Below are 14,977 nucleotides of genomic sequence, written 5' to 3'. Positions count from 1 at the left end.
TCCGGCAGCGGCCCCGCCACCGTGACCTCGGGCCGTCGGAGGCGTTGCACCTCACATGCTCCGCCCACTGCTGCTGACCGCTGCGCTGGCCCTGACCACCGCCGTGCCCGCCGCGACCCCCGCCTCCGCCGCCGCTGGCGACGGTGACGGTGACGGGGTGAAGGTCCGCAACGGCTGCGTGCGCAGCGTCCCCGATCCGGGCTCGGAGCAGAAGGTCCGGATCTGCTACACGATCTTCAAGCCGGCCGGCGCATCCCGTCGCCACCAGGTGCCGTTCCTCATGCACAGCCACGGCTGGGGCGGCTCCCGGACCACCGACCCGTCGGCGTTCCGCCAGTGGCTCGACGCCGGGTACGGCGTGCTCTCCTTCGACCAGCGCGGCTTCGGTGAGTCCGGGGGGCACGCCCAGGTCGAGAACCCGCGCTACGAGGGGAAGGACAACCTGAGGCTGATCCGGCGGGTGGCCCGCCTGCCGTGGGTGCGCAAGGACGGGCCGGGGGACCCGAGGCTCGGGGCGATCGGCGGTTCCTACGGCGGCGGTTACCAGTTCCTCGGCGCCTTCAAGGAGCTGCAGCGCCGCGGCAAACCGGTCTACGACGCCATCGCCCCCGAGATCACGTGGCACGACCTCAACGAGAGCCTGGCCCCCAACGGCGTGGTCCGCACCGAGTGGGCCTACGCCCTCAGCGCCGCCGCCCTCCCGACCGACGCGCTGCCACCGAAGGTCTACCAGGCGCTGGTGGAGGGCAGCGCGACCGGGCAGTGGCCCGACGGGACCGGTCCCTCCGGTGTCGACATGGAGAAGTTCTTCCGCCGCAACGGGCCGTCCTGGCACGAGCGGCAGGGGCGGAGGCTGCGGATCCCGGTGCTGTTCGGCCAAGGCACCACCGACACGTTGTTCAACCTCGAGCAGGGCCTGCGCAACTGGCGGCGGGCGCTGGCTCCGCAGGCTCGACGCGACAGCATCTTCCTCGCCTACAACGGCGGCCACGCCCTCCCGGCCGCGGTCCCGCTCGGGGTCCAGGTGACCTCCGACCCGTGCAGCCGCAAGCTGGCGGGCGGCGACTTCGACGACCTGGCGCTGCGCTTCTTCGACGAGCAGCTCAAGGGACGCGACCGGGGGCTGACGGGCTACGGCCGGTTCCACCTCGCGACCCCCGACAGCACGTGCACCTCGGTGCGCTCGGCAGGCGCCGACACCAGGCGCGAGGTCGGGGAGGTGGTGAGCCCCGAGGCCGCCGGGGCACCACTCCACTTCCCGATCGCGGAGGGTCCGATCCGGATCGCCGGCTCGTCCCGCCTCCTGGGGAGGCTGACGGCCACCGCACCGGAGAACCGGGCGTTCTTCGGCCTCGCCGTCGGCAGCACCCCCGGCGACGCCCGCCTGGTCCAGAACAACGTCTACCCGCTGAACGAGCCTGGGCCGGTCACCGGCAGGCGGCTCCGCCTCGAGCTGCCCGCGGTGGCCGTCGACGTACCCGCGGGCCAGACGCTCTACCTCGCCGTCAGCGCGGTCAGCGACACCTTCGCCGGAACCCAGACCCGCACCCCCGGCGTCGTGGTGGTGGAGGACGCATCTGTCCGTTTGCCAGTGGTGGGGCGCTGACCTACCTACGCTGGAGTTCATGCGTCTCTGGCCCGGAACGGTCGCGTGCCCCCTGCTCGCCGTCGTCCTCACCGCTGCGCTCACGCCTGTCGGCACGGCAGCCGGGCGCGCCGCACCCGACGACGCGCCGGCGTCGGCGCGCGCCGCGTCACAGCCGGTCCAGACCTCCGACGGGCTCCCGGGAGAGGTCGTGGCCCCGCTGCCGGCCGCACGCCGCGGGCGCGTCACGGTCGACAACCGTCGCTCCTGGAAGGTCGCCCGCGGTGTCCGCTACCAGCGCTGGGACCGCACCGATGCCCGCGGGAAGCTGCGGGCCCACCTGCTGACCGTCGACGCCTCCCGCCCGGGCGTCCGGCTCGACCACGCGATGGGCGAGGTCGTGCCCCAGCGGCTCCCGCTCACGCAGCTGCTGCACCGCAACGACGCCGTCGCGGGGATCAACGGCGGCTTCTTCGACATCTACGACACCGGGGCGCCCCTCGGTGTGGGTCAGGACCGTCAGCGGGGCTTCCTGCATGCAGCCCGGTTCACCTGGCGCAACGCGTTCTGGATGAACCGCAGCGGCCGGTACCGGGTCGGCGACATGCCGCTGAGTGCCGAGATCGTCGGACGTCCCGAGATCGAGATCTCCAACGTCAACACGCCGCGGGTGCGTGAGGGCAAGGTCGGCATCTGGGACTCCTCGTGGGGGACCACGTCGGGGTACTCGGTCACCGACGGCCAGAAGCGGCGCGTGCGCATGGTGGTGGTCGAGCGCGGTGTCGTCGTGGCCAACAGCCGGCGCCTGTCCGCGGGCGAGCCCATCGTCGGCCGGGTGCTGGTCGGCCGCGGACCGGGCGCGCAACAGCTGCGCGAGCTCGCCGTCGGACAGCGGGTCCGACTGCGATGGTCACTCGGCCGCAAGGCCCGCTTCGCCATCGGCGGCGAGGCCGTGCTGCTGCGCGGCGGTCGGCTCCAGGTGAGCGACGACCGGATCCTGCACCCCCGGACCGCCGTCGGCGTCGACCACCACACCGGCAAGGTCCTGCTCCTCGCCGTCGATGGCCGCCAGCGCCACAGTCGCGGTGCCACGCTGGTCGAGCTGGCCCGGATCCTCAAGAAGAAGGGCGCCGACGTGGCGCTCAACCTCGACGGCGGCGGGTCGACGACGATCGCCGGCCTGCGGCGCAACGGGCGCCTGCGCGCCCTCAACCGGCCGTCCGACGGCGCGCAGCGGCCGGTGCCCGACGCCCTCGTCGTGCAGGTGCGGCCCTGACGATGGCCCGCTTCACCCGTGCCGAGCTGGAGCAGTTCCGCGACCACGAGGTGCCCGACCTGTTCGGACCCGACGTGCGGCTGCTCTTCGTCGGCATCAACCCGGGGCTCTGGACCGCGGCCACGCAGACGCACTTCGCCCACCCCGCCAACCGCTTCTACCCCGCGCTGCTGCGGGCCGGGATCATCGACCACCCCGTCAGCGCCTCGGACGGGATGACCGACGAGGACCGCGCCCGCTTCACCGCCCGTGGCCTGGGCATCACCAACCTCGCCCGCCGGGCGACGGCCCGCGCCGCCGAGCTCTCCGACGAGGAGCTCCACGCCGGCGGCGAGGCACTGGCGGCGCTGGTCGCGCGGGTGCGTCCCCGGGTGGTGGCGGTCGCCGGCGTGACGGCCTACCGCACCGCCTTCGGCGTACGCCGGGCCGCGCTCGGCCGCCAGCCGGAGGACCTCGCCGGCGCGGAGCTGTGGGTGGTGCCCAACCCGAGCGGCCTCAACGCCCACGAGACGATCGACACCCTGGCCGCGGCCTACGCCGCGCCGGCCCGCGCGGCCGGCGTGCTCTGACCCGGCTCAGTCCGGGAAGCGGGCCAGCTTGCCCATGACGGTCAGCCCGTCCTCGACCACGAGCCCGCGCTTCTCGTCGGCCTTCGGGTCCAGCCCGATCTCGGCCCCCGCCGGGATCACGACGCCCTTGTCGAGGATCGCGTTGCGGACCACCGCGCCGGCTCCGACCCGGACACCGTTCATGAGCACGCTGTCCTCGACGTCCGCCCCCCGCTCGACGCGGACGTCGGGAGAGAGGACCGAGCGCTCCACGCGGCCGCCGGTCACCACGACCCCGGGCGACAGCACGGCGTCGCCGATCTCGGCCCCGCGGCCGCCCTCCCCCTGGACCACCTTCACCGGCGGCTGCGGCCCGTAGGAGGTGTAGATGGGCCAGGCGAAGTTGTAGAGGTTGAAGATCGGCAGCGGGCTCACGACGTCCATGTGGGCGGCGTAGTAGGAGCCGAGCGTCCCCACGTCGCGCCAGTAGCCGCGGTCGCGCTCGGTGGCACCGGGCACCACGTTGTCCTTGAAGTCGTAGACCGCGGCCTGCTCGCGTCGGACGAACGCCGGCACGATGTCGCCGCCCATGTCGTGGGCGCTGCTGTCGAGGTCGGCGTCGCGGGTCACCGCGTCCACGAGCGCCGCGGCGTCGAAGACGTAGTTGCCCATCGAGGCGAGCACCTCGTCGGGCGAGTCGGGCAGGCCGTCGGGGTTCGTGGGCTTCTCCAGGAAGTCGCGGATCCGGGTGGGGTCCTCCGGGTCGACGTCGATGACGCCGAACTGGTCGGCCAGCCCGATCGGCTGCCGGATCGCCGCCACCGTGCACGCGGCACCGGTCTCCACGTGGTGCTCGACCATCTGGGCGAAGTCCATCCGGTAGACGTGGTCGGCGCCCACGACGACGATGATGTCGGGCTTCTCGTCGTTGATGAGGTTGAGGCTCTGGTAGATCGCGTCGGCGCTGCCGAGGTACCACCGCTTGCCGACCCGCTGCTGGGCCGGCACCGGCGTCACGTAGTTGCCGAGCATCGTGGACATCCGCCAGGTCTGCGTGACGTGGCGGTCGAGGCTGTGGGACTTGTACTGCGTCAGGACGACCACCTTGAGGTAGCCGGAGTTGACGACGTTGGACAGCGCGAAGTCGATCAGCCGGTAGATGCCGGCGAAGGGGACCGCGGGTTTGGCGCGATCCGCGGTGAGCGGCATGAGCCGTTTACCCTCACCGCCGGCCAGGACGATCGCGAGGACGTTCCTTCTCGATTCCCGTCCCGATTCGCTCGGCATGCCCACCAACCTAGTGATCATCGGCGGTAGCGTCGATGCATGCGCGTCGACGTCTTGAGCCGCGAGTACCCACCGGAGATCTACGGCGGAGCCGGTGTCCATGTCGCCGAGCTGGTGCGGGCCCTGCGCGCCCGCGGCGACGTCGAGACGCGGGTCCACGCGTTCGGGGCGGACCGGGAGGAGTCGGGCACCTCGTCGTACGCCGACCTCGCGGAGCTCGCGGACGCCAACGCCGCGTTGCGGACGCTCGGGGTCGACCTCGCCATGGCCGACGCCTGCGCCGGGGCCGACCTGGTCCACTCGCACACGTGGTACGCCAACATGGCCGGACACCTGGCCGGCCTGCTCCACGGGATCCCGCACGTCGTCTCCGCCCACTCGCTGGAGCCGCTGCGGCCGTGGAAGGCCGAGCAGCTGGGCGGCGGGTACGCCGTGTCCTCCTGGGTCGAGAAGACCGCCTACCTGGCGGCGGCGCGGGTGATCGCGGTGTCGGCCGCGATGCGCGACGACGTGCTGCGCTGCTACCCCGACCTCGACCCCGCACGCGTGGAGGTCGTCCACAACGGGATCGACACGACGACGTGGCACCCCGTCGACGACCCGGACCGGGTGCGCGAGCTGGGCGTGGACCCCGACCGGCCGAGCGTGGTCTTCGTCGGTCGCATCACGCGGCAGAAGGGGCTGCCGCTGTTCCTCCGGGCCTGCGCCGCGCTGCCGCCCGAGGTGCAGATCGTCCTGTGCGCCGGCGCCCCGGACACCCCAGCGATCGAGGCGGAGGTCGAGGGCCTGGCGTCCGAGCTGGCCACAGCACGGACGGGAGTCGTCTGGCTGCGGGAGATGCTGCCGCGGGCCGACGTCATCGCGTTGCTCACCAGCGCCACCGTCTTCGCCTGCCCGTCGGTCTACGAGCCGCTCGGCATCGTCAACCTCGAGGCGATGGCCTGCGACACCGCTGTGGTCGCGACCGCGACGGGCGGCATCCCGGAGGTGGTGGTGCACGGCGAGACCGGGCTGCTGGTCCCGATCGAGCAGGCCACCGACGGCACCGGCACTCCCCTGGACCCCGACCGGTACGTCGCCGACTTCGCCGACGCGCTGACCTCGCTCGTCGGCGATCCCGAGCGCGCGGCGGCCATGGGGCGCGCCGGACGGGAGCGTGCCGAGCGGGACTTCAGCTGGGACGCCATCGCCGAGCGCACACTCGAGGTGTACGCCGGGGTGGTGGCGTGACCGAGCAGGAGCAGGTGACCCAGCGCAACGTGCTCGGCGGCACGCTGCAGCCGTGCGGCACCGACCCGGTCACCGGCTTCTACCGCGACGGCAGCTGCACCTGCGGCCCGCTCGACCCGGGCCTGCACGCCGTCTGCGCGGTGATGACGGCGGAGTTTCTCGAGCACCAGGCGTCGGTCGGCAACGACCTGACCACCCCGCGGCCGGAGTGGCAGTTCCCGGGGCTCGCGCCCGGCGACCGCTGGTGCGTCGTCGCCGGCCGGTGGCGCCAGTCCTACGAGGCCGGGGTGGCGGCGCCGATCGTGCTGTCCTCGACCAACTACCGCGCCCTCGAGGTGATCCCGATCGAGGTGCTGACCGAGCACTCCGTCGACGTACCGGACGACCCGGGGTCGCTCGACTGACGGAGCCCCGCCGGGTCTGCGCGTCAGCCCGCCACCGCCATCACGACGGCGATCGTGACGATGACGAGGGCGAACGCCCCGACCGTCCACCCGCCGATGAAGAGGAACGGCCGCCGGATCCAGAGCGGCGAGAGCCTCGTGTCGTCGGGCGTCTGGTCCCGGGGCTCGATTCCGAGCGCCGAGGCGACCCGGTGCAGCTCGTCGGGTGGCCAGTGGATCAGCCCGAGCGTCGCGAACCGACGACCCTGCCGGGTCGTGATGCAGAGCTGGATCGCGGCGGGGTCGGTCGCCTGGACCGTGCAGAAGCCGATCACCAGCTCACCGAGGTCGGCGCGGGCCAGGGTCCGGGTCCGGACCCGGCGGAGCACGAGCTCGGTGTGCGTCACGGTGAGCGAGTAGCCGGAGGTGATCCAGACGGCGACCACGACCACGCCCGCGATCAGCGCCAGCATCGCACCCGACAGGGCGAGCGCCTGCGGGATCGCCGCGACGCCCGCGCTGACGAGCGCACCGGCCAGCGTCGTACCCACCAGCAGCGCCAGCACCCAGCCGCGGGCGCGCAGCAGCGCGACCGTGACGCGGGCGGGGGTGTCGCCGGTGCGGACCTCGAGCGGCAGGTCGGGGGGTGCCGCCGGGGGGTGCGTCATGGCCGCACCCTCGCACACCAGCGGCCTGTGGATGGCCGGTCGCGCCGCGCCGGCTTCCGTTGCAGGGTCTCGACATGACCTTCGAACCGATCATCCGATCCCAGTCAGACCTCCACGAGACCTGGTCGCGGCTGATGGGCCCGCTCGGGTTCTCCGGGCGCAGCATCTGGCTGATGCTGATCCGGGCCGACCACCGACCCCTCCCCCACCTCACGCAGATCGAGGAGGCGGACCGCCTCCCGTCCCACGAGCAGCAGCGGAGCTTCGCCGAGATGCTGCAGATGCTGGTCACCGACGTCGTCCCGGGTGGCCGGGTGGCCTTCTTGCGGTCGCGTCCCGGTGCCGGTGGCCTGACCCTCGAGGACAAGGCGTGGGCGCGGTCGCTCTACGACGCCGCGCGGATCTCGCGTGTGAGCGTCGAGGTGGTCCACCGGGCCTGTGACGTCGACCTGGTGCCGGTGCCGATGGACGAGGTGCTGGCTCAGCCGGCGTGAGCCGGTCGGCCGCGGCGTACGCGCAGGGTGAGCCACAGCGTGACGAGGGCGACCAGGGTCCAGCTCCCCTCCAGCAGCAGGAAACCCCACCGCTCCTCGAGCAGCGCGATCACCGAGAGTGCCCCGGCACCGACGGCGTTGAGGAGCAGGATCAGCAGGGACCGGGGCGGCACCCCGCGCTGGGTGAGCACGAACGCGAGCAGCACCATCGCGGCTCCGGACATCTCGACGACGAGCATGACGACTCCTGGTGCGTCGTCGTGCAGGGCCGGGTACGGCGCGTCTCGTCCGGGGCGGCGCCGGGAGTGGACCGCCGCAGGTCAGGCTAGCTGGGGACCCTGGACCTCACGCACTCCGCTGCTCGAACCGTGCCTCGCTCCAGGGGTGCCACTCGAACGGGAAGTCCTCGACCGCGCCGAGGTCGAAGGAGTCGAGGAGCACCCGGCCCTGGTGGACCAGCAACAGGTACGTCCGCAGGCTGCCGTCGAGGCGGCGGAACGTCGCGTCGTAGCGCTCCCCCTCGACGAAGGTGATCCGGTTCATGGCGGCCTCCTTCCTGGGCTTCCGGGACAAGCAGCTCGAGCTCCAGTGAACCCCTTTCCGGGGCCGGCGACGTCCGACGCGCCGCGACATACACCATCCGGGCGAGCCGGAGACGCAGGAGGGCGCGTCGGTCTAGGTCCGTCGGTGGAAGCGGAGGTCGCCGTTGGGCAGGCGTCGGGTGTCGTAGCGGCGGTCGTGGGCGCGGTGGTGGTGCCAGGAGCAGAGCAGCACGGCGTCGTTGACGGTGGTGGGTCCGCCGTGTGACCAGGGGGCCTGGTGGTGGGCTTCGGTCCAGGCGGCGGGGATGTCGCAGCCCTCGGCGCGGCACTCGCGGTCGCGCACGGCGAGGGCCTTGCGCATCGCGGGGGTGTGGAGGCGTTTGGTCCGGCCGACGTCGAGGGGTTGGGAGGCGCCGTCGAGGACCATCGGGAGGATCCCGGCGCTGCAGGCCAGCCGGCGGGCCTCCCCGACGCTGATCGCGTGCCCGGTGCCCAACCGGGCCACCCCGACCTGCTCGGCGAGCCGGTCGTGGTCGATGGTCACCACCAGCGACGCCGCATCCCCACCGTGCCGGGGCGCCGCCTGCTGGGGGAGCCGTTCGAGCAGGCTGCAGAACCCCTGGGCCAGCAACGTGGCGTAGGGGACCCGTTCTCCGGACTCGGGGTCGCGGCGGTCCACGTGCGCCAGCTGCTCGAGGTGGTCGCGTCGTGGTGAGGCGTGGGCGTGGAGCTGGGTGTAGAGCAGGTCGGCGTGCAGCACCGGCAGGTCGGCGGTGATCCGCACCAGCCCCTCGCCCAGGTCCTGCCGGCGGACCCGCATCCGGACCCGGGCACGCCGCTCGGCACGTTCGAGGGCACGACGCTCGTGCTCCTCGGCCACCGCGGGGGCCACCACGTCCAGGATCCGCTGCCCCAGCCGGCGCAGCTGCGCCGGCCCAAACTCCGCGGCCAGTCCCACCAGACGGGTCTCCGCCCTCCCCAGCAGCTCGGGGTCGAGGTCACCGGGCAACGCCTCGAGGGCGGCGACGATCGCCTCCGCCTGCGCCCGACTGACCTCACCGGCCAACAACGCCGCCGCCACCACCGACCACCGCTGGTCCAGCGCCTCGGCCAACCGCTGCAGCCTCCGGCCCTCGGGCCGCTCCAACCGCGCCTGGTGCGCCAACCACGCCCCCGCGGTCCGGGCCCCGTGCTCCTCCGCGACGTCGCCGGCGGCCGCGAGCACCGCGAGCCGCAGCCCCTCCAACCGCGCGACCTGCTCCGACAACCCCAGCAGCACCTCCGCCTTCGCCGCCGAAGACAGGAACACCGGGTTCGCACCCACCACCCCGTCCACCGCAGCCGCCACCGCCGCCACACACCCCAGGTACGGGTGCGGAAACGGAACAGTGGACTGGCTCATACCCCGACGCTAGGCCGCCCCAAGGACAGAGACCGACCACCCGGACGACCCCTGTTCAGAACTCTCGGACGACCCGGGCTGTGGACGGAAGCCGGTCCCGCGAACGTCTCGCATACTCGTCCCGTGAAGGTCGACCCCAAGAAGTCCCTCGACTCCTACGCCGCGCGACGCGGCGTGTTCCGGGTCGTCGAGATCCCGCCGCTGCGGTACCTGATGGTCGACGGCCACGGCGACCCCAACACCTCACGGGAGTACGCCGACGCGCTGGCCGCCCTCTACCCGGTGGCCTACGGCCTGAAGTTCGCCAGCAAGCGCGAGCTGGGACGCGACTACGTCGTCCCTCCCCTGGAGGCCCTGTGGTGGGCCGACGACATGACCGCCTTCACGTCGGCCCGGGACAAGTCCCGGTGGTCGTGGACCGCCATGATCATGACCCCCGACTGGGTCCCGGCCGACCTCGTCGCCCAGGCGGTCGCGAAGGTCGCGGCCAAGGACCGTCCGACCCGTCTCGACGACGTACGCCTCGAGACGCTGGAGGAAGGACTCAGCGTCCAGACCCTCCACGTCGGCCCCTACGACGCCGAGGCCGACGTCCTCGCCGAGATGCACGACCGCTTCATCCCCGACTCCGGCCTGCGGATGACCGGGAGGCACCACGAGGTCTACCTCAGCGACGCCCGACGCGTTGCGCCCGAGAAGCTGCGCACCATCCTGCGCCAGCCAGTCGAGCGCGTGTAGCGAGACGCGAGCCGTCAGGCGGCCCCGCCGCCACCACCCATCTGGTCGCCCAGGAAGCGTCCACCATGGCACCGCGAGGGCACCGAAGGCGCCAGGTTCTCGTTAGCGTGGCTCCCGTGCCGTCGTACGCCGCCTGCCTGATCGACGTCTACGAGACGGTGCTGAGCGTCGACTTCCACGACCACACGCGCGAGATCGCCTCGCTCGCGCGGGTCGAGCCCGAGGCGTTCATGGCGGCCGTCAGCCCGTGGGGCGACCAGGTGTCGGACGGGCGCGCGAGCCTCCGGACGGCGCTCGGCGAGGCGCTGCGGGGGCTGGACGCCGTGACCGACGACGCCGAGCTCGACCGGCTCGTCGCCCGCGACCGGGAGCTGATCCACGAGCTCGCCGTCCTCCACGAGGACACGGTCCCGTTCCTGGAGGAGCTGGCGGCCCGGGGCGTGCGCACCGCGTTCGTGAGCAACTGCGCCGACAACACCCGACCCCTCCTCGACAGGCTCGGCCTCCTCGACCTGGTCGATGCCGCCGTCCTCTCCTGCGAGGTCGGTGCCGCCAAGCCCGACCCCCGGATCTACACGGCAGCGCTCACCGAGCTCCGGGTCCCGGCCGAGGACGCGGTGTTCGTCGACGACCAGCAGCGGTTCTGCGACGGCGCCACGGCCCTGGGCATCCGCAGCGTCCTGATCGACCGCTCCTCGGGCACCGGCGAGATCGAGCGCCTCACCGACGTCACCGGCCTGTTCACCTAGTCATGGCGCGCGGTTGCCCCGCTTCTCCTCCTGCGCCACGAGCTCGTCGAGGTCCGAGAGCCGGTCGAGCCCCTGCAGCGCGCGCCCCATCCGGTGGTTGCCGGAGAGCTCCGACCGGTTGCGCGAGAGGAACCACCAGTAGCCCGCGGTGAACGGGCACGCGTCCTCCCCCACCCGCTTCCGCCGGTCGAAGCGGCACGAGCCGCAGTGGTCGGTCATCTTGCTCAGGTAGGCGCCGCCGGAGGTGTAGGGCTTGGTCGCCATCTCACCGCCGTCGGCGTGCTGGCTCATGCCGACGACGTTGGGCACCATCACCCAGTCGTAGCCGTCGACGAACGCCCGGTGGAACCAGTCGGTCACCTGCGTCGGCGACCAGCCGCGCTGCATCGCGTAGGAGCCGAGCACCATCAGCCGAGGGATGTGGTGCACCCAGCCGTACGTCGCCACCTGGTCGAGCGTGTGGGACAGGCACCGCGCGTCGGTGGCCGACCCGTCGAGGGTCGCGAACCACCGCGGCAACCGCTCGGTGGCGGACAGCGCGTTGCGACGCCGGTAGGAGTCGCCGAAGTGCCAGTAGAGGTGCCACACGTAGTCGCGCCAGCCGAGCACCTGACGCACGAACCCCTCCACCGAGGCGATCGGTGCGTCACCGGCCAGGTAGGCCTCCTCGGCCCGGCGCACCACCTCGAGCGGCTCGAGCAGACCGAGGTTGAGCGGGGCGGAGACCAGCGAGTGCGCCATCCACGGGTCGCCCTCCATCACCGCGTCCTCGTGCGCCCCGAAGTGCGGCAGCCGGTGCTCGACGAAGTGGTCGAGCGCCGCGAGGGCCTGGCGACGCGTGGCGGGGAACCGGCGCGGCCCGTCCCGACCGATGAAGGACACGTGCCCGTCCCGCTCCCACCGGTCGAGGTCGTCGCGCACCTCCTCGTCGACCTCGTCCTCCTCGGGCCACCACGGCTCCGGTACGCCGAGCGTGTCGGCGTCGCGCGGCGGCGGCTCGCGGTTCTCGTGGTCGAAGTTCCACCTCCCACCGGCCGGGCCGGTGCCGTCGAGCAGCACCTCGTGGGCCTGCCGCGCCCGCCGGTAGAAGTCCTCCATCAGCAGCCGCTTGCCGCCGCGACCCTCGGCCCACCGCGTGAAGTCGTCACGCGACGTGGCGAACCCCCGCGGCTCGAGCACCGAGGCGCCCAGCCGCTCGACCAGTCCGAGGGCGGCGTACGACGTCGGGTGGACCACCTCGAGCGGCTGGTCCCCCGCGTGCGACCGCACCACGTCGGCGTACCCGCCGTCGGTCCGGACGTAGGTCGCCTTGTCACCCAGCTCGCGCGCCCGGTGGCGCATCGCCGACAGGACGAGGTGGGCCTTGGCGCGGTGGAACTGCCGGCGGGCCAGCACGGCACGCGACTCGACGAGCAGCACCGGTCCGCGGTGGTCGTCGATGAAGTGCGGCCCGAGCTGGTCCCCGAACAGCCACCGCAGCGCGGCCATGGGTCAGAGCTGGGCGAGGGCCTCGCGCAGCCCCTCCTCGGCCTCGTCGCCGAGCTTCTTGAAGGCACCGCCGAGGAACGGCGTCACCAGCTTGGCGAGGCCCTTGAACTCGAAGTCGGCGGTGTAGGTCACCCGGGTGCCGGAGCCGCTCGGCTCGATCGCCATCGTGTCGACCGCGGTGACGGTCTTGTTCTCGCCGCGGAGCACGAGCCGGTTCGGCGGCTGGTGCTCCACGACGGTGTAGCGGAGCTCGGTCTTGCGGCCGTTGAACTCCGAGACGTTGTGGTAGACCGAGCCGACGCCACCGTCGCCCTGGGCGAGCTCGGTGGACACCGTGCCCGGGTCCCAGTCGGTGGTGTTGGTGAAGTCGCTGAGGTAGGCGAAGACGGCGTCCGGGGAGGCCTGGGTCTCGACACTGCGCTGGATCTCCATGGCCTCGACACTAGCCAGCAGTCCCTCAAACTGGGTCCATGACGACCTCGGCACCCCCAGGACGGACCGGCGCACGGTGGGCCGCGTTGCCCGGCTTCCTGCTGGCGGTCGCGGTGGCCGCGGGCCTCGGGGGCTGGGCCGCCGGGTCGGCGCCGGAGACCTACCGCGAGCTGGAGCTGCCGGGCTTCGCGCCGCCGTCGTGGCTCTTCGGACCGGTCTGGACCGTGCTCTACGTCGCGATCGCCGTCGCCGCCTGGCTGGTCTGGCGCCGTGACGGCTGGACCCGCTCGCTCACGCTGTGGGTGGTGCAGCTCGTGCTCAACGCGGCCTGGACGCCGCTGTTCTTCGGGCTGGGGCTCATCGGCTGGGCGCTGGTCGACATCGTGGTGCTGCTGGTGGCGGTGGCCGTGACCACGGCGCTCTTCCGGCGTACGTCGACGGCTGCCGCGCTGCTGCTGGTGCCGTACCTTGCGTGGGTGGGTTTCGCCACCCTGCTCAACGCCGCGATCTGGCAGCTCAACTGACGAGGGGACGCATGCGCATCGAGGCCACGGGACCCGCGCCGGCCGCAGAGGTCTGGCGCCGTTACACCGACCCCGCCGAGTGGCCGTCCTGGTCACCCCAGATCACCGGGGTCGTCGGCACCGTCGACCCGGTGCTGCCCGGCGACCGGGGCTGGGTCCTCGGCCCGTTGTGGGCGCGCGCGCCGTTCGAGGTGCTGAGCGTCGAGGACGAGGCGTGCCGGTGGTCGTGGCGGGTCGGGATGCGGCCGGTCGCCGTGACGATGGAGCACGGCGTCGACGGCACCGACGAGGGCAGCGCCGCATGGGTGGACGTGCACGCCCCGTGGCCGCTGGTGGTGCCCTACCTGCCGCTCGCCCGGCTCGCGCTGAAGCGGCTGGTGTCCTAGCGCGCGGCCAGGACCGCGTCGGCCGCGCGGCGCCCCGACACCAGCGCCCCCTGGATCGAGGGGGTGTCGCGGTGGTCGCCGGCGACGAAGAGGCCGTCGCCGAGGTCCACCGGCTGCTGCAGCGGCTGACCCGGCGGGTGGGCGGGCAGCGCGTGCTCGACCACGTCGACCCGCAGCTCCTCCCACCCGGAGGAGTCGGCGCCGTAGATCTGCCGCACGTGCCGGCGTACGTCGCCACCGAGCTCGGGACGCGCACCGACGACGGTCGCCGCGACCAGCGCCCGCCCGTCGGCGGAGTAGCTGGGCGCCGCGTTGGTGACCACGACGGTGTTGGTGACCGGGCCGCGTGCCTCGCCGTCCACGTGCAGCAGCGCCTTGTCCATCGGCGGGTGCTCGGCGGCGTACCACCAGGTGGTGAGCGACCGGGTCGGGGAGCCGGGGACCCCCAGCGCGCTGTCGGTGTGGCCGTTGGCCGCGACCACGACAGCACCCGCACGGACCGACCCGGCGTCGGTGGCGACGACGCCCCCGGCGACCGACCCGACCCGGACGCCGAGGTGCAGCGAGTCCGACGCGAGCCGGGCCGCCAGCTGGTCGGGCATCGCCTGCATGCCGAGCGCCGGCAGCGACGGGTTGCCGCGGGCGAAGGACCGCAGCAGCATCGAGGCCATCCGCTGCGAGGAGGTGAGCTCCTCCTCGGCGAGCACCCCGGCGAGGAAGGGCCGCAGCACCCGGTCGACCATCACGTCGCCGACGCCGCGGTGGTGCAGCTCCTCGATCAGCGGTCGGTCCGGGGCGTGCAGGACGGTGTCGGGCGAGCCGAACGCCACCCCGGTCACCCACCGGACCAGGGCCGCCTTGTCCTTGAGCGAACCGACCGGGGCGGTGAGGCCGTGCACGACGGAGCCCGGCATCCGCCGGGGGTCTCCCAGGATCCAGCGGCCGCCGGCGCAGGCCACGACGAGCCCCGCCTGGAAGGGCTGCAGGTCCAGCGCGTCGAGGTCGAGCACCCGCTGCGCCTCGGGGTAGGCCGGGTTGAGGAGCTGGAAGCCGCGGTCGAGCCGGAAGCCGTCGACGACGTCGGTCCGGACGCGGCCCCCCACGGCCTCGGCGGCCTCGACGACGACCGCCTCGACGCCCGCCTCCTGGAGCCGGACCGCGGCGGCCAGCCCGGCCAGTCCCGCGCCCACGACGACGACGTCGGCACGGGCGGGGAGCGGCATGTCGTCAACCTAGCCAACCCGA

18 protein-coding genes and 1 riboswitch are annotated in these 14,977 nt (G+C 73.1%); of the genes, 10 read left to right on the top strand and 8 right to left on the bottom strand.

Translation table 11 applies throughout. The annotated features are described in order from the left end of the window. Window positions 1–55: 55 nt before the first annotated feature. The 3 genes from K6T13_RS03410 to K6T13_RS03400 are packed head-to-tail and all read left to right on the top strand — an operon-like array spanning window position 56 to window position 3,430. Window positions 56–1,606, top strand: coding sequence for a CocE/NonD family hydrolase (locus K6T13_RS03410; protein WP_222897136.1), 1,551 nt, complete (start codon window positions 56–58; stop codon window positions 1,604–1,606). Window positions 1,607–1,625: 19 nt separating this feature from the next. After that, a complete protein-coding gene (locus tag K6T13_RS03405; RefSeq protein ID WP_222897135.1) occupies window positions 1,626–2,861 on the top strand; it encodes a phosphodiester glycosidase family protein in 1,236 nt (411 codons plus the stop codon). 2 nt (window positions 2,862–2,863) lie between these two features. Further along, complete coding sequence (locus tag K6T13_RS03400; protein ID WP_222897134.1) at window positions 2,864–3,430, top strand: mismatch-specific DNA-glycosylase; 567 nt, start codon at window positions 2,864–2,866, stop codon at window positions 3,428–3,430. A gap of 6 nt (window positions 3,431–3,436) precedes the next feature. On the opposite strand, the gene glgC is transcribed toward K6T13_RS03400, so the two are convergent. After that, complete coding sequence (glgC, locus tag K6T13_RS03395; RefSeq protein ID WP_222897133.1) at window positions 3,437–4,696, bottom strand: glucose-1-phosphate adenylyltransferase; 1,260 nt, start codon at window positions 4,694–4,696, stop codon at window positions 3,437–3,439. Window positions 4,697–4,735: 39 nt separating this feature from the next. On the opposite strand from glgC, the gene glgA reads away from it, so the two are divergent. Further along, entirely contained in the window at window positions 4,736–5,926 is a 1,191-nt protein-coding gene (glgA, locus tag K6T13_RS03390; RefSeq protein WP_222897132.1) for a glycogen synthase, read from the top strand. Continuing rightward, complete coding sequence (locus K6T13_RS03385) at window positions 5,923–6,330, top strand: DUF2237 family protein (RefSeq protein WP_249423911.1); 408 nt, start codon at window positions 5,923–5,925, stop codon at window positions 6,328–6,330. Before glgA ends, K6T13_RS03385 begins: the two co-directional genes overlap by 4 nt. 23 nt (window positions 6,331–6,353) lie before the next feature. Here the strand turns inward: K6T13_RS03385 and K6T13_RS03380 are convergent, their stop codons facing one another. Beyond that, a complete protein-coding gene (locus tag K6T13_RS03380; RefSeq protein ID WP_222897131.1) occupies window positions 6,354–6,977 on the bottom strand; it encodes a hypothetical protein in 624 nt (207 codons plus the stop codon). 74 nt (window positions 6,978–7,051) lie between these two features. On the opposite strand from K6T13_RS03380, the gene K6T13_RS03375 reads away from it, so the two are divergent. Next, the gene (locus K6T13_RS03375) at window positions 7,052–7,471 is read left to right on the top strand and encodes a hypothetical protein (RefSeq protein ID WP_222897130.1); all 420 of its coding nucleotides are present in this window, start codon (window positions 7,052–7,054) and stop codon (window positions 7,469–7,471) included. Here the strand turns inward: K6T13_RS03375 and K6T13_RS03370 are convergent. The 3 genes from K6T13_RS03370 to K6T13_RS03360 all read right to left on the bottom strand — a co-directional run bounded on the left by K6T13_RS03370 (window position 7,459) and on the right by K6T13_RS03360 (window position 9,415). Further along, window positions 7,459–7,710: a CBU_0592 family membrane protein gene (locus tag K6T13_RS03370; protein ID WP_222897129.1), complete on the bottom strand. Its 252-nt coding sequence runs from the start codon at window positions 7,708–7,710 to the stop codon at window positions 7,459–7,461. The two genes, K6T13_RS03375 and K6T13_RS03370, sit on opposite strands and share 13 nt — an antisense overlap. Before the next feature lie 10 nt (window positions 7,711–7,720). Continuing rightward, a riboswitch (guanidine-III (ykkC-III) riboswitch) is annotated at window positions 7,721–7,778 on the bottom strand. A gap of 38 nt (window positions 7,779–7,816) precedes the next feature. Beyond that, entirely contained in the window at window positions 7,817–8,014 is a 198-nt protein-coding gene (locus K6T13_RS03365) for a hypothetical protein (RefSeq protein ID WP_222897128.1), read from the bottom strand. A 132-nt stretch (window positions 8,015–8,146) separates the two neighbouring features. After that, complete coding sequence (locus K6T13_RS03360; RefSeq protein ID WP_222897127.1) at window positions 8,147–9,415, bottom strand: HNH endonuclease signature motif containing protein; 1,269 nt, start codon at window positions 9,413–9,415, stop codon at window positions 8,147–8,149. Between the two features lie 123 nt (window positions 9,416–9,538). On the opposite strand from K6T13_RS03360, the gene K6T13_RS03355 reads away from it, so the two are divergent. Both K6T13_RS03355 and K6T13_RS03350 read left to right on the top strand, forming a co-directional pair. Further along, window positions 9,539–10,153 (top strand): GyrI-like domain-containing protein, encoded by a 615-nt coding sequence (locus K6T13_RS03355; protein WP_249423910.1) that lies wholly within the window; start codon window positions 9,539–9,541, stop codon window positions 10,151–10,153. A 116-nt stretch (window positions 10,154–10,269) separates the two neighbouring features. Then, window positions 10,270–10,902: an HAD family hydrolase gene (locus K6T13_RS03350; protein ID WP_222897126.1), complete on the top strand. Its 633-nt coding sequence runs from the start codon at window positions 10,270–10,272 to the stop codon at window positions 10,900–10,902. On the opposite strand, the gene K6T13_RS03345 is transcribed toward K6T13_RS03350, so the two are convergent. Both K6T13_RS03345 and K6T13_RS03340 read right to left on the bottom strand, forming a co-directional pair. Then, window positions 10,903–12,390 (bottom strand): cryptochrome/photolyase family protein, encoded by a 1,488-nt coding sequence (locus tag K6T13_RS03345; protein ID WP_222897125.1) that lies wholly within the window; start codon window positions 12,388–12,390, stop codon window positions 10,903–10,905. A gap of 3 nt (window positions 12,391–12,393) precedes the next feature. Next, window positions 12,394–12,822, bottom strand: a complete 429-nt coding sequence (locus tag K6T13_RS03340; protein ID WP_222897124.1) for an SRPBCC family protein — start codon at window positions 12,820–12,822, stop codon at window positions 12,394–12,396. A gap of 38 nt (window positions 12,823–12,860) precedes the next feature. Between K6T13_RS03340 and K6T13_RS03335 the strand changes: the two genes are divergently transcribed. Both K6T13_RS03335 and K6T13_RS03330 read left to right on the top strand, forming a co-directional pair. Beyond that, window positions 12,861–13,346 (top strand): TspO/MBR family protein, encoded by a 486-nt coding sequence (locus K6T13_RS03335; protein WP_222897123.1) that lies wholly within the window; start codon window positions 12,861–12,863, stop codon window positions 13,344–13,346. Between the two features lie 11 nt (window positions 13,347–13,357). Further along, window positions 13,358–13,732 (top strand): SRPBCC family protein, encoded by a 375-nt coding sequence (locus K6T13_RS03330; RefSeq protein WP_222897122.1) that lies wholly within the window; start codon window positions 13,358–13,360, stop codon window positions 13,730–13,732. Here K6T13_RS03330 and K6T13_RS03325 read toward each other — a convergent pair. Then, a complete protein-coding gene (locus K6T13_RS03325) occupies window positions 13,729–14,955 on the bottom strand; it encodes an FAD-dependent oxidoreductase (RefSeq protein WP_222897121.1) in 1,227 nt (408 codons plus the stop codon). The genes K6T13_RS03330 and K6T13_RS03325 overlap by 4 nt on opposite strands. Between the last annotated feature and the right edge of the window lie 22 nt (window positions 14,956–14,977).

Source organism: Nocardioides coralli (assembly GCF_019880385.1).
GTDB classification, from domain to species: Bacteria; Actinomycetota; Actinomycetes; order Propionibacteriales; family Nocardioidaceae; genus Nocardioides; species Nocardioides coralli.
The sequence above is the reverse complement of the archived record's forward strand: the minus strand, read 5'-3'. Positions and strand labels throughout refer to the sequence as shown.

Excerpts from the sequence above, each read along its gene's own strand:
- K6T13_RS03410 (WP_222897136.1), top strand. The coding sequence starts at position 56 with ATGCTCCGCCCACTGCTGCTGACCGCTGCGCTGGCCCTGACCACCGCC.
- K6T13_RS03405 (WP_222897135.1), top strand. The coding sequence starts at position 1,626 with ATGCGTCTCTGGCCCGGAACGGTCGCGTGCCCCCTGCTCGCCGTCGTC.
- K6T13_RS03400 (WP_222897134.1), top strand. The coding sequence starts at position 2,864 with ATGGCCCGCTTCACCCGTGCCGAGCTGGAGCAGTTCCGCGACCACGAG.
- glgC (WP_222897133.1), bottom strand. The coding sequence starts at position 4,696 with ATGCCGAGCGAATCGGGACGGGAATCGAGAAGGAACGTCCTCGCGATC.
- glgA (WP_222897132.1), top strand. The coding sequence starts at position 4,736 with ATGCGCGTCGACGTCTTGAGCCGCGAGTACCCACCGGAGATCTACGGC.
- K6T13_RS03380 (WP_222897131.1), bottom strand. The coding sequence starts at position 6,977 with ATGACGCACCCCCCGGCGGCACCCCCCGACCTGCCGCTCGAGGTCCGC.
- K6T13_RS03375 (WP_222897130.1), top strand. The coding sequence starts at position 7,052 with ATGACCTTCGAACCGATCATCCGATCCCAGTCAGACCTCCACGAGACC.
- K6T13_RS03370 (WP_222897129.1), bottom strand. The coding sequence starts at position 7,710 with ATGCTCGTCGTCGAGATGTCCGGAGCCGCGATGGTGCTGCTCGCGTTC.
- K6T13_RS03365 (WP_222897128.1), bottom strand. The coding sequence starts at position 8,014 with ATGAACCGGATCACCTTCGTCGAGGGGGAGCGCTACGACGCGACGTTC.
- K6T13_RS03360 (WP_222897127.1), bottom strand. The coding sequence starts at position 9,415 with ATGAGCCAGTCCACTGTTCCGTTTCCGCACCCGTACCTGGGGTGTGTG.
- K6T13_RS03345 (WP_222897125.1), bottom strand. The coding sequence starts at position 12,390 with ATGGCCGCGCTGCGGTGGCTGTTCGGGGACCAGCTCGGGCCGCACTTC.
- K6T13_RS03340 (WP_222897124.1), bottom strand. The coding sequence starts at position 12,822 with ATGGAGATCCAGCGCAGTGTCGAGACCCAGGCCTCCCCGGACGCCGTC.
- K6T13_RS03335 (WP_222897123.1), top strand. The coding sequence starts at position 12,861 with ATGACGACCTCGGCACCCCCAGGACGGACCGGCGCACGGTGGGCCGCG.
- K6T13_RS03330 (WP_222897122.1), top strand. The coding sequence starts at position 13,358 with ATGCGCATCGAGGCCACGGGACCCGCGCCGGCCGCAGAGGTCTGGCGC.
- K6T13_RS03325 (WP_222897121.1), bottom strand. The coding sequence starts at position 14,955 with ATGCCGCTCCCCGCCCGTGCCGACGTCGTCGTCGTGGGCGCGGGACTG.